Origin of the sequence: Asaia bogorensis (assembly GCF_900465345.1) — a bacterium.
Taxonomy (GTDB): Bacteria; Pseudomonadota; Alphaproteobacteria; order Acetobacterales; family Acetobacteraceae; genus Asaia; species Asaia bogorensis_A.
In genome coordinates this window covers 49,178-60,673 of the sequence record NZ_UEGO01000031.1, presented here as the reverse complement: position 1 = coordinate 60,673, position 11,496 = coordinate 49,178, and the positions used below count along the sequence as shown (strand labels likewise).

Genomic DNA, 11,496 nt, shown 5'->3' with positions numbered 1-11,496 from the left:
AGGCGCGGAATGTGGCGGGTGGGTGTCGCCGTTACGGCGCTGAGCGTCGGTCTTGCACCTGCATCCCGCGCCGCCACGGTGATCCACAAGGATCATGATCCGGATATCCTCTGGAAGCTCGTCAGCGCGAGATGCTCCAAAGGGACGAAGCCCTGTGTGATCTATGACCATTCACGGGGCATTGCCCTGCTTCATTCGCTTGAGGGGCGTGGGCAATATCTTCTGATTCCTACGGACAAGGTGGCGGGGATGGAGAGCACGGTCCTGCTCCGTCCCGAAACGCCCAATTACTTCGCCGAAGCCTGGTCTTTTCGCGACCGCGTAGGCGCAGCTTATGGGCACCCTGTTCCGGACCGGTTACTTGCCCTTTCGATCAATTCGTCACGCGGGCGCTCGCAGAACCAGTTACACATCCATCTGGATTGCGTGGACCCTGAGGTGAGGGCGACACTGGACCGGTACGGCGACCGTATCGGGCCAAGCTGGTCATTTCTGCCTGTCCCGCTGGGTGCACATCGTTACCGCGCCCTCTATCTCTCGACGCTGAACGGCTCGCCATTCAGGATACTTGCGGGTTCCTTGGCCCATCCCGAACAGGAAATGGGGGACCACACCCTCGTTCTCGTGCCGCTTGGCTCAGGTTATGCGTTGCTTGATGACGTGGCGCATGATGATGACCATGCCTCCGGTGAAGAGCTGCAGGACCATGCCTGCCATGTTCTCGACAGTGAGCCCCGATCTGTCCCCTGAGGGGCGCTGGGTGAGTGGCTGAACGTTTTTGGGCCGAGGCGACGCTTTGTCGCACTATGGGACTGAAACAGGCTCGATCCTACCGGATTGCCAGGAGATCGAAAAATCCGCGCGATGGGGGTGAAACCCCGGCATATATCGCCGGGGCCCAGGCTGATCAATTGATCGTCTTGAGGATCCGGCCGATCGTCTCGAAGATGCGATCGATCTCGTTCTTCTCGATGATCAGCGGCGGTGAAATGGCGAGGATGTCACCTGTGTAGCGCAGCAGCAGCCCTTCATGGAAAGCGCGCTCGAACACCTCGAAAGCACGTGTCGTCTTGGCGACGCGGGGGGCAAGTTCGATACCGGCCACAAGCCCCTCGTTGCGGATATCGACCACATGGGGCGCACCCTTCAACGAATGGGCAGCCTCCTCGAAATACGGCGAGAGCGCGGCTGCGCGTTCGAACAGATGCTCCTCGGCATAGGTGTCGAGTGTGGCAATGGCAGCTGCACAGGCGATGGGGTGGGCCGAGTAGGTGTAGCCATGCGGCAGGTCGATGGCCTCGCGCGGTCCCTGCATGAACGCGTCGAAAATCTCGTCGGATACGATATTGGCACCCATCGGGATCGTACCATTGGTGATACCCTTGGCCACCGTCATGATGTCGGGCACGACGCCGTATTTCTCGGCGGCGAAAGACGCGCCCAGACGACCGAAACCGGTGATGACCTCATCGAAAATCAGCACGATGCCATGCTTGGTGCAGATCTCGCGCAGGCGTTTGAGATAGCCCTTCGGCGCTGGCAGCACGCCTGTCGAGCCAGCCATGGGTTCGACAATAACAGCCGCGATGTTCGAGGCGTCATGAAGGGCGACGATGCGCTCCAGATCGTCAGCCAGTTCCGCGCCATGTTCCGGCAGGCCGCGCGAGAAAGCATTGCGACGCAGATCGAGCGTATGGGGCAGATGGTCCACCCCGGTCAGCAGCGAACCATAAAGCTTGCGATTGCCCGAAATGCCGCCGACCGAAATGCCGCCAAACCCGACGCCATGATAGGCGCGTTCACGCCCGATCAGGCGGGTGCGTGTGCCTTCGCCACGCAGGCGATGATAGGCGATGGCGATCTTGAGCGCCGTGTCGCCTGCTTCAGAGCCGGAGTTGCAGAAGAAAACGTGATTGAGCGGATTAGGGGCCAGGCGCGCGACACGGTCTGCGGCCTCGAAAGCCAGGGGGTGGCCCATCTGGAAAGCGGGGGCAAAATCAAGTGTCGCGACCGTCTTCTGCACGGCTTCCACGATACGCGGTGCCCCATGGCCTGCATTGACGCACCAGAGTCCCGCGCAACCATCCAGGACTTCGCGGCCTTTATCATCCCGGTAATACATACCTTTTGCCGAAACGAGCATGCGCGGGGCATCGCGAAACTGGCGATTGGCCGTGAAGGGCAGCCAAAGGGCGTCGTGATTGCTGTCGGCAAATGGTGTGGTCATTGTCTCGATCCGGCTCCTTGTGGAAACATCAGGAGAAAATCGTGGCACGGGGCGCAGGATCTGGAAAGTAAGAAGAACTTGCGCAAGCTTTAATTCGGCAGGGGGTAAGATGGGTTCGGCTCGAGGGGCGCTGCTCGCGCTGGCAGTGGGGGCTTTTGCCATAGGCACGACCGAGTTCACCCCGATGGGGTTGTTGCCGGTCATTGCCCAGGATCTTCACATCAGCGTGCCCAAGGCCGGGTCGCTCGTGAGTGCCTATGCCTTTGGTGTCATGTTGGGGGCGCCCATCATGACGCTGCTGCTGGGGGCCGTATCGCGCAAGGCCGCCCTGGTCGGGTTGATGGGGCTTTTCATTATCGGCAACCTTGGTGCCGGGCTCAGCCACAGCTATGTCGTTCTGATGATCTGGCGAGTGATCACCAGCCTGTCACACGGGGCGTTTTTCGGCCTCGGGGCTGTCGAGGCATCGAGTGTCGTGGCCCCAGAGCGTCGTGCCTCCGCGGTGGCGTCGATGTTCATGGGGCTGACCATCGCAAATATCTTCGGGGTGCCTGCGGCAACCTGGCTGGGCGACACCATGGGGTGGCGTAGCGCCTTTCTGGTGACGGCGCTGCTCGGCGCCCTGGCCGTGCTGGCCCTCAGCATGGCCCTGCCACCACGGGGCAGCAATCCACGCCCGGATATCCTTGGCGAATTGCGCGTTCTGGCAGGCGGTGAGGTGTTGCTGGCCCTTGCCGTCACGACACTCGGTGCAGGGATCATGTTCGTTCTCTACACTTATATCGCCCCCTTCCTGCACAGCATCACCCATGCCAGTGAGGGACTCGTCACCCTCGCGCTCATGACGATCGGCGTCGGTTTCAGCATTGGCGCAGCGCTTGGTGGTCGTCTGGCCGATCGCTCCACGCGATTTGCCCTGTTGCTGATGCTGCCTGTGCTGGGTGGCATCATGCTGATCTACCCGTTCATTGCGGTTAGCCCGATTGGCGCCATACTTGGTATTCTGGTGTGGAGTGCGGCCTCTTTCGCCATCATGCCTGCTCTGCAGATGCGCACGATGCAGGCGGCACAACGCGCCCCGGCTCTGGCGTCATCAGTCAATATCGGCGCCTTCAACCTTGGCAACGCGCTTGGTGCCTGGCTGGGCGGCGCGGTCCTGTCTCAGGGGTTCGGCTATGGTGCTGTTTCCATGAGCGGTGCCGCACTTGCCGCACTCGCTATCCTGATTGTTCTGCTCGTTCGTGTACCCTCGGTGGCCCGAGGATAAACCACCAGCACGGCCTCCTCCGGAGGAGAGGCCTCAGGCTGCTATGTCCTCTCTGGCGAGAACGAGGGCCAGGATTGTTTCTGCCGCAGCATCAAAATCGCTTTCTTCGAGCGTTTCCTTGCCGAGCAGTGCGGTTACCTGAGGCTGCATATCCGCATACCATTGCGTCATGGCCCAGAGACAGAACAGGAAATGCGTGGGATCGACCTGCGGAATCTCGCCCCGCTCCATCCAAACCCTGAATGTTTCACCGAACGGCGCTATCGCCTCACGCAGGGTTGTCGAGAGATAGTCGTGCAAATAGCGCGCCCCCCCGATGATCTCATGCGCGAAAAGGCGTGAGGCATGGGGATTGGCACGCGAAAAGGCCAGCTTGGAGCCGATATAGGCGCGCAGGGCCGTAGAAGCTGTATTCTCGGGGCGAAGCCAGGTTTCACATTCCTGGAGCCATTCCTGTACAGTTCGCCGAAGCACTTCCTGGTACAGAACCTCCTTGGTGGAGAAATAATAATGAATATTGGCTTTGGGAATACCGGCTTCCCTGGCCACAGCAGCAATGCTCGCACCGCTGAAGCCATGTTCGGAGAAGATCTTTTCCGCGGCCTCCAGAATGGTCACGACCGCAATTTCCCGAGGCGCGCCCAAAATCATCTCCCGACTGCTTCGTTGTATACGACCGTGTCTAGGCGGATATTAGGGTATTTGCAAGTAGTTGCATCGTCATATGGAAAACCTGAATCATAATTCACAAAATAGGACTCATGCCGGTTTGTGCACAAGAGGGATAGACGAAGAGGAGATGATCTGTTTCACTTGGGGAACGAGATATCAATACAGGACGGGGCGGGTATGAAAAACGATTGTTTGAGGCAAGGACATGCCCCGGCGTTACGGTCTTGTGAGGGGTCTCTACAGCTGTGAAGATGATGCGATTGTATCTTGGCTTCACAGGAGCGCCGCCTTCCATGAATTATCGGTCTATCGTCCTTTCCGTTTCACGCCGGCGCTCGAACCGTTTCGGGCACGCATTGGCGCTTGCCGCCATGCTCGGGGTTACGGCAGCGGGCGCTGCCCATGCGGCCCCGGCTAATGTAGGCGATGCAGAGATTGCGGCCACCGCCTACCACGACAGCGGGGCCTATGATCGTGAGTTCGCCAACGTGATCGAGGAGGCATCGGAGTGGGTTCGTCTGCGTGCGGCACATGTGGGCAAGCCTGCGATTGTCCTGGATATCGACGAGACATCGCTTTCCAACTGGCCTGAGATACAGGCCAATCATTTCGCTTATTTCCATGATGGTCAGTGCGATCTCCTGCCCAAGGGGCCGTGCGGCGTGATGGCCTGGGAAATGAGCGCCAAGGCGCAGGCCTTTCCCTCCACCCTCGCTCTTTATCGTATGGCCCAACAGCGTGGCGTGTCCGTGTTTTTCGTGACCGGGCGCAGTGAGAACGAGCGTACCGACACGGCGCGTAATCTCGGCGCCGCCGGTTATGCCGGATGGTCGGGTCTCGTGCTCAGGCCGGAGGGCAGTCATACGCCATCAGCCTCCGACTACAAGGCGGCGGCCCGAAGCGAGATTGAACAAAAGGGTTATCACATTATCGCCAATATCGGTGATCAGCCCTCCGATCTCGCGGGCGGCCATGCCGACCGTGGTTTTCTCCTTCCCAATCCATTTTACCGGGTGCCCTGAAATGCAGAACAAAGCGCTCCGTGACCTCGCTGACCGGGTTCATGAGGATCTTCAGAAAATTGCCTATGCGTCGGGTCCCTGGGTCTCGTCCACGCTGACCCATCATGGCGAGCCGGTACTTGATGTTGCGGTGATCGGTGGCGGGCAGGGAGGTCTCTCGACCTCTTTCGCGCTTCGTCGCATAGGCGTGCATAACGTTCGGGTATTCGAGCGCGCAAAAAAAGGGCAGGCGGGACCCTGGATTACTTTTGCCCGTATGATCACGCTGCGTACGCCCAAACATGTGACTGGCCCTGATCTCGGCATCCCCTCACTGACACCGCGAAGCTGGTTTGAGGCGCGTTATGGCAAGGATGCATGGGAGTCGCTGGGCAAGATCGACCGGCGCGACTGGCAGGCTTATCTCGACTGGTATGAGGAAACGCTTGCCCTGCCTGTAGAGCATGACCGTGAACTGGTCGATGTCGTCTGGCAGGATGGCTTGCTGCATCTTCAGTTCCGCTCGCAGGAAGGAGAGATCTCTCACGTCTGGGCACGCCGCCTCGTGCTGGCGACCGGCATTGAGGGCAGCGGGTCATGGCATGTGCCGGAATTCATACGCGAGGCGGTTCCCAGCCATCTCTACGCCCATACGCATCAGCCGATCGACTTCGAGGCGTTGCGTGGCAAGCGTGTCGGTGTGCTCGGCGGTGGGGCCTCCGCCTTCGATAATGCAGCGACCGCGCTGGAAGCCGGTGCCAGTTCGGTTTCCGTCTGCATACGCCGCAAGACCCTGCCGCGCATCAACCCTTATCGCTGGATGGAAAATGCCGGGTTCCTGGCCCATTTCCCGGCGCTGCCCGATCTGACGCGCTGGCGCTTCATGCGTCGTATCTTCGACCTCAACCAGCCGCCGCCGCAGGATACGTTCTGGCGTTGCAGCCGTCATGACGGGTTCAGTTTCCATGGCGATACGCCTTGGCTGGGCGCGCGCTGCGAGGGTGAGACCATTACCGTCGACACGCCTCATGGGACGATGGAATTTGACTTCCTGATTATCGGCACCGGATTCGTGATCGATTTCAGCAAGCGTCCGGAAACTGCCTCCTTTGCCGGAAACGTCGCGCTGTGGCGCGATCGTTTCGAGGCCCCCGAGGGTGAGGAAAGCGCCGTTCTGGACTCCTATCCCTATCTTGGACCGCAGAGCCAGTTCCTGCCGCGCGACCCTGCGCATCCTGATGCTGCCATGCTGGGGGCGATCTATAACTTCACCTTTGCGGCGACGCCGAGCATGGGGCTTTCGGGCGCGTCGATCAGCGGCATGCGCTATGGCGTGGACCGTCTGGCCCGCTCGATTGCCTGTGATCTGTTCGTTCAGGACGGTGAAAAGCATCTCGAAAGTCTGCTCGCCTATGACGCGGAGGAACTCGTCAGTCTCGGTCGGGAGGGTGAGGAGCAGGCATGATTGATGAGGCCACGCTCAATGCGCGTGCGGCTGCGCTCGATCTGACGATTCCGGTTGATTGCCAGCCCGGCGTGCTGGAAAACCTCGTCATGCTCGCGCGCTACCAGAAGCTTGTCCTTTCGCTCGATCTGCCCGAGCGCACGGAGCCCGCTTTCGAGTATCATCCATGAACGCTACCGAGATTGCGCGCGCTGTCAGGTCGAGCGAACGCAGCGCCTTCGGCCTGATCGAGAGCTGCCTGGACCGTGTCACCAGGCGCGATGGCACCATCAATGCCGTCACGCGCCTTTTGTCCGAGCGGGCGCTCGATCAGGCACGCCGGATCGATGCTCTTGTGGCCGAGGGGATCGACCCCGGACCGCTGGCAGGGGTGCCTTTTGGCATCAAGGATCTTTTTGATGTGCAAGGTCTGGTCACTACGGCTGGGTCGGAGGTTCTGGCTGGCGAAGCGCCGGCCGATTGTGACGCGCTGCTGGTCAGCAGGCTGATCGAGGCTGGTGCCATACCGCTCGCCACGACCAATATGGATGAATTTGCCTACGGTTTTGCGACAGACAATGCCCATTATGGCATGACGAAAAACCCGCATGACAGCGCGCGTCTCGCCGGGGGGTCTTCCGGTGGGTCGGCGGCAGGCGTCGCTGCGGGATATTTCCCGCTCTCCCTCGGCTCCGACACGAATGGCTCGATCCGTGTGCCGGCATCGCTTTGTGGCGTGTGGGGCCTGCGTGCCACGCAGGGCATGCTGCCGGTATCGGGGTCTTATCCTTTTGTCGCCAGTCTCGATACGGTTGGGCCTTTCACCGCCAGCGCTGCCGATATGCGTGTGGTGGTGGAGGTGCTGAGCGGGTCATCACTGGCGCAGGTAGAGGTTGCAGGGCTGAAAATGGCGCGGCTCGGCGGCTGGTTTGCCCAGGATATGTCGCCGGAGATGGAAGCGGCCCTTGCGGCTTTCTGCACGGCCCTGTCGATACGCAGCGAGATCGTTCTGCCAGAGGTCGCAACGGCGCGTGCCGCGGCATTTGTCATCAGCGCATCCGAAGGGGCAGGCCTGCATCTCGATCGCCTGCGTCATAGCCCGGAACGGTATGACCCGGCGGTGCGTGATCGCCTGCTCGCAGGAGCTCTTGTACCGGCGCCGCATGTTTTCAGGGCGCACAAGATCCGCCACTGGTTTCGTGAGCGTATGCATGAGGCCTTTCTGGAGGCGGATATTCTGGTTGCACCCGCCGTGGTCGGCCCCGCCCCGCAGATTGACATGCCCGTCATCGAAATTGGTGGTCAACCGGTTTCCGCTCGTGCCAATCTCGGCCTCTATACCCAGCCCCTGACTCTGGCCGGTTTCCCTGTCCTGACAGTGCCTCTAGCCATCGACACGAATGTCGGCAGCGGGATGCCGCTTGGCGTCCAGCTCGTGGCGCAGCCGGGGCGGGAAGATCGTCTTGTTGCGCTCGGTGAGGCGCTGGAACGCGCTGGCGTCGCTCGCGCCCGTATTCTGGAGGATTGATGCTTTTCAGCGCACGCTCCCGCAAGGGAATGGTTACCGCCCCGCATCATCTTGCGGCGCAGGCGGGGAGGGACATTCTCAAGGCGGGAGGCAACGCGGTCGAGGCAGCCGTGGCCGTGGCCGCAACCCTGTCTGTGGTTTACCCGCATATGACCGGCCTTGGGGGAGATGGCTTCTGGCTTATTCGCCGCCCTGATGGCGAGACGGTGGCCATTGATGCCTGTGGCAGGCTCGCCCAGAACGCGACACCCGAACTCTATGCGGAATGTGACACTGTGCCCTGGCGTGGCGGGCTAGCAGCCAACACGGTTGCCGGTACGGTTGCGGGCTGGTCGCGAGCGCTTGCCTATGCGGGAGGGGCGTTACCTATCTCGACATTGCTGGCCGACGCCATCGATCACGCCGAGAGTGGCATGGTGGTCACGGAGAGCATGGCCGGGCTCATGGCGGCCCATCTGGACGTGTTGAGCTACATGCCCAATTTCAGCGGCCTGTTCCTGCCACAAGGCGATATGCCAATTGCGGGCGCCGTGCACAGCAATCCGGCGCTGGCGCGCACATTGCGACGTCTCGCCAATGCCGGTCTTGGCGATTTTTATCATGGCAAGCTGGCCGATCAGATCGCTGCCGATCTTGCGGCCTGCGGTTCGCCGGTCAGCCGCGACGACCTCAATCACCATGAAGCGCTCCTGACGAAGCCGCTTGAGACCACACTGCATCACGGTCGTTTCTTCAACATGGTCGCACCAACGCAGGGCGCGGCTTCCCTGTTGATTCTGGCTCTGGCCGAACGACTGGGCGTGACCGGGGCTGATACGGTTGACGACATTCATCGCTGGGTTGAGGCGACGAAGGCCGCCTTCATCTGGCGTGATCGTGTGATTGCCGATCCTGCCATCATGGAAACCTCCCCACAGGCGCTTTTGTCCGATCAGGCTGCTTTGGATGATATGGCGGCCTCCATCGATCTGACCCGAGCGACACCCTGGCCTCATCAGACCCAGCAGGGCGACACCACGTGGTTTGGCGTGATGGACTCGCAGGGCTGGGCCGTCAGCATGATCCAGAGCCTTTATTTCGAATTCGGCTCGGGCATCGTGCTGCCGGAGAGCGGCTTGGTATGGCAGAATCGCGGGGCCAGCTTCGACCTCGTGCCCGGGCGTCTGCGTAGCCTCGTGCCGGGGCGCAAGCCTTTTCACACGCTCAACCCCGCCATGGCCGCGCTCAATGATGGGAGCTTGCTGGCCTATGGCACGATGGGCGGCGAGGGGCAGCCGCAGACCCAGGCGGCCATCGTGGCGCGCAACGTCATTGCCGGATTGAGCCTTCAGGAATCGATCACGGCGCCGCGCTGGCTTCTGGGCCGCACCTGGGGCGAAACCACCACAACGCTCAAGATGGAAACGCGCTTTGGCCCGGAAATCCTAGACGGGCTGAGCGCGCTTGGTCACGACGTCGAGAGTCTGACGCCATTTGCCACGGCAATGGGTCATGCCGGGGCCATTCGGCGCTATGAGGATGGCACAATGGAAGGGGCCACCGACCCGCGCAGCGATGGCGGCGTGGCAGCGCTTTGAATGGGAGAGAACGAACAGGCATGACACAGGCATATCCACGCGACCTGCTGGGCTATGGTGCCAATCCCCCCGAGGCTGCATGGCCGGGCGGCGCCCGCATCGCCGTCCAGTTCGTTCTGAATTACGAGGAAGGCGCCGAAAACAACGTTCTGCATGGCGATGCCGGTTCCGAGGCCTTTCTGTCCGAAATGGTCGGTACCCGTTCGATCACCGGTGCGCGCTGCATGCAGATGGAAAGCCTGTATGAATATGGCTCTCGCGCCGGCTTCTGGCGTCTCCACCGGCTTTTCACCGAGGCGGGCCTGCCCCTTACGGTTTTCGGTGTGGCAATGGCCCTTGCCCGCAATCCCGATGCTGTCGCGGCCATGAAGCAGGCGGGCTGGGAGATTGCGTCTCACGGCTATCGATGGGTCGATTATCAGGACATCCCTGAAGCAATCGAGCGTGAGCATATCCGTGAAGCCATCAGGCTGCATGAAGAGGTCACGGGAGAGGCCCCGCTGGGCTGGTATCAGGGGCGTACCAGCCCGAACACGGCGCGGATTGTCGCCGAGGAGGGCTGCTTCGTTTACGATGCCGACTCCTATGCCGATGATCTGCCCTATTACGACCGTCGCTATGGCCGGGCGCAGCTGATCGTGCCTTACACGCTCGACGTGAACGACATGAAGCTCGTTGCGCTCAATGGCTTTACCGAAGGCGAGCAGTTCTTCCGTTATCTGCGTGACACGTTCGACATGCTGTATCAGGAGGGCGGGCGCATGATGTCTGTCGGCCTGCATTGTCGCCTTGCAGGCCGGCCCGCCCGTGCGCTGGCGCTCAAACGTTTCATCGCCCATGTGCAGGCCCATCAGGATGCATGGGTTGCGACACGGCTCGATATCGCCCGTCACTGGCAGGAGCATCACCCCGCATGATCACCGCGAACACTCGGGAAGAATTCGTATCGGCCTATGGCGATATTTACGAGCACACGCCCTGGATCGTGGCTGCGGCGTGGCCGCAGGCGCCCTTTTCAGGCCCGGAGGCCATGATCGCCGCAACATCGCAGATCATACGCGATGCCGGGCACGACAGGCAGAAAGCGCTGGTCAAGGCCCATCCGGAGCTCGCACGCAAATTCGGCGTGGACCCCGATCTGGGCAGGCTCTCGGCCGCTGAGCAGGAAGGGGCGGGTCTCGACAGGTTGAGCGAGGCTGAATTCATCGCCTTTCGTGCCCTGAACGAGGCCTATCAGGCGCGTTTCGACATGCCTTTCGTCATCTGTGTCCGACAGGCCACCAAGGAGCGTATGCGTCAGGAGATCGAACGTCGGCTGGCGCAGTCACCGCAGGAGGAACTCGCTGAGGCGCTCGGTCAGATCGACCAGATTGCATTGCTCAGACTCAAGGACAGGACAGCATCATGACCAGCCTTTCCACCCATGTTCTCGATACGGCAGGGGGCGTGCCCGCACAGGGTATGACGATCACTCTGCTTCATGATGATCGCGTGCTCTTTTCCGGTGTGACGAACGAGGACGGCCGCTGTCCCGGCCTCAAGGATATTGCGGTTGGGGCAGGTGCCTATGTGCTTCGCTTCGACGTGGCGACCTATTTCAGGGGGCGTGGGCATGATCTGCCTGAGCCGCCTTTTCTGGATGTGGTGCAGATCGATTTTGGCATGACGGGGACCGGCCATTACCATGTGCCGCTACTGGTCTCGCCCTTCGGTTATTCGACCTATCGCGGAAGTTGACACGCGTCATGTTGGTTGGCGCGGTATGCGCATGAAAAAAGGG

At 61.0% G+C, this 11,496-nt stretch carries 12 protein-coding genes; 10 read left to right on the top strand and 2 right to left on the bottom strand.

Annotation, left to right across the window (positions count from 1 at the left end; all coding sequences use genetic code 11):
* Nucleotides 1-9 precede the first annotated feature (9 nt).
* Nucleotides 10-750 (top strand): CDP-diacylglycerol diphosphatase, encoded by a 741-nt coding sequence (locus ED655_RS10535; RefSeq protein WP_122050315.1) that lies wholly within the window; start codon nucleotides 10-12, stop codon nucleotides 748-750.
* 157 nt (nucleotides 751-907) lie between these two features.
* Here ED655_RS10535 and aptA read toward each other — a convergent pair whose 3' ends face one another.
* Nucleotides 908-2,227 carry an omega-aminotransferase AptA gene (gene aptA / locus ED655_RS10530; RefSeq protein ID WP_122050119.1) on the bottom strand — a complete coding sequence of 440 codons (1,320 nt, stop codon included), beginning with the start codon at nucleotides 2,225-2,227 and terminating at the stop codon, nucleotides 908-910.
* A gap of 109 nt (nucleotides 2,228-2,336) precedes the next feature.
* Between aptA and ED655_RS10525 the strand changes: the two genes are divergently transcribed.
* The gene (locus tag ED655_RS10525; RefSeq protein ID WP_122050118.1) at nucleotides 2,337-3,494 is read left to right on the top strand and encodes an MFS transporter; all 1,158 of its coding nucleotides are present in this window, start codon (nucleotides 2,337-2,339) and stop codon (nucleotides 3,492-3,494) included.
* Nucleotides 3,495-3,527: 33 nt separating this feature from the next.
* On the opposite strand, the gene ED655_RS10520 is transcribed toward ED655_RS10525, so the two are convergent.
* The gene (locus ED655_RS10520) at nucleotides 3,528-4,145 is read right to left on the bottom strand and encodes a TetR/AcrR family transcriptional regulator (RefSeq protein WP_122050117.1); all 618 of its coding nucleotides are present in this window, start codon (nucleotides 4,143-4,145) and stop codon (nucleotides 3,528-3,530) included.
* A gap of 314 nt (nucleotides 4,146-4,459) precedes the next feature.
* On the opposite strand from ED655_RS10520, the gene ED655_RS10515 reads away from it, so the two are divergent.
* From ED655_RS10515 to uraH, 8 genes are read left to right on the top strand one after another with little or no spacing between them, the layout of a single operon-like run.
* Nucleotides 4,460-5,188 (top strand): HAD family acid phosphatase, encoded by a 729-nt coding sequence (locus tag ED655_RS10515; protein WP_240993621.1) that lies wholly within the window; start codon nucleotides 4,460-4,462, stop codon nucleotides 5,186-5,188.
* Between the two features lies 1 nt (nucleotide 5,189).
* On the top strand, nucleotides 5,190-6,632 hold the full coding sequence (locus ED655_RS10510) for an NAD(P)-binding domain-containing protein (protein WP_122050116.1): 1,443 nt from the start codon (nucleotides 5,190-5,192) through the stop codon (nucleotides 6,630-6,632).
* Nucleotides 6,629-6,802, top strand: a complete 174-nt coding sequence (locus ED655_RS10505; RefSeq protein ID WP_122050115.1) for a DUF4089 domain-containing protein — start codon at nucleotides 6,629-6,631, stop codon at nucleotides 6,800-6,802. The genes ED655_RS10510 and ED655_RS10505 overlap by 4 nt, the downstream gene beginning before the upstream one ends.
* Nucleotides 6,799-8,139 carry an AtzE family amidohydrolase gene (locus ED655_RS10500; RefSeq protein ID WP_122050114.1) on the top strand — a complete coding sequence of 447 codons (1,341 nt, stop codon included), beginning with the start codon at nucleotides 6,799-6,801 and terminating at the stop codon, nucleotides 8,137-8,139. Before ED655_RS10505 ends, ED655_RS10500 begins: the two co-directional genes overlap by 4 nt.
* Nucleotides 8,139-9,716, top strand: a complete 1,578-nt coding sequence (locus ED655_RS10495; protein ID WP_122050113.1) for a gamma-glutamyltransferase family protein — start codon at nucleotides 8,139-8,141, stop codon at nucleotides 9,714-9,716. Before ED655_RS10500 ends, ED655_RS10495 begins: the two co-directional genes overlap by 1 nt.
* Nucleotides 9,717-9,736: 20 nt before the next feature.
* Nucleotides 9,737-10,633 carry an allantoinase PuuE gene (puuE, locus tag ED655_RS10490; RefSeq protein ID WP_122050112.1) on the top strand — a complete coding sequence of 299 codons (897 nt, stop codon included), beginning with the start codon at nucleotides 9,737-9,739 and terminating at the stop codon, nucleotides 10,631-10,633.
* Nucleotides 10,630-11,124, top strand: a complete 495-nt coding sequence (gene uraD, locus ED655_RS15595) for a 2-oxo-4-hydroxy-4-carboxy-5-ureidoimidazoline decarboxylase (protein WP_240993620.1) — start codon at nucleotides 10,630-10,632, stop codon at nucleotides 11,122-11,124. The genes puuE and uraD overlap by 4 nt, the downstream gene beginning before the upstream one ends.
* Nucleotides 11,121-11,453: a hydroxyisourate hydrolase gene (gene uraH, locus ED655_RS15590; RefSeq protein WP_162993484.1), complete on the top strand. Its 333-nt coding sequence runs from the start codon at nucleotides 11,121-11,123 to the stop codon at nucleotides 11,451-11,453. The genes uraD and uraH overlap by 4 nt, the downstream gene beginning before the upstream one ends.
* Nucleotides 11,454-11,496: the final 43 nt, after the last annotated feature.

Bases quoted from the DNA above. Each gene is read 5' to 3' on its own strand.
- ED655_RS10505 (WP_122050115.1), top strand. From the start codon at position 6,629: ATGATTGATGAGGCCACGCTCAATGCGCGTGCGGCTGCGCTCGATCTG.
- ED655_RS10495 (WP_122050113.1), top strand. From the start codon at position 8,139: ATGCTTTTCAGCGCACGCTCCCGCAAGGGAATGGTTACCGCCCCGCAT.
- ED655_RS10520 (WP_122050117.1), bottom strand. From the start codon at position 4,145: ATGATTTTGGGCGCGCCTCGGGAAATTGCGGTCGTGACCATTCTGGAG.
- ED655_RS10510 (WP_122050116.1), top strand. From the start codon at position 5,190: ATGCAGAACAAAGCGCTCCGTGACCTCGCTGACCGGGTTCATGAGGAT.
- aptA (WP_122050119.1), bottom strand. From the start codon at position 2,227: ATGACCACACCATTTGCCGACAGCAATCACGACGCCCTTTGGCTGCCC.
- uraH (WP_162993484.1), top strand. From the start codon at position 11,121: ATGACCAGCCTTTCCACCCATGTTCTCGATACGGCAGGGGGCGTGCCC.
- ED655_RS10500 (WP_122050114.1), top strand. From the start codon at position 6,799: ATGAACGCTACCGAGATTGCGCGCGCTGTCAGGTCGAGCGAACGCAGC.
- ED655_RS10535 (WP_122050315.1), top strand. From the start codon at position 10: ATGTGGCGGGTGGGTGTCGCCGTTACGGCGCTGAGCGTCGGTCTTGCA.
- puuE (WP_122050112.1), top strand. From the start codon at position 9,737: ATGACACAGGCATATCCACGCGACCTGCTGGGCTATGGTGCCAATCCC.
- uraD (WP_240993620.1), top strand. From the start codon at position 10,630: ATGATCACCGCGAACACTCGGGAAGAATTCGTATCGGCCTATGGCGAT.
- ED655_RS10515 (WP_240993621.1), top strand. From the start codon at position 4,460: ATGAATTATCGGTCTATCGTCCTTTCCGTTTCACGCCGGCGCTCGAAC.
- ED655_RS10525 (WP_122050118.1), top strand. From the start codon at position 2,337: ATGGGTTCGGCTCGAGGGGCGCTGCTCGCGCTGGCAGTGGGGGCTTTT.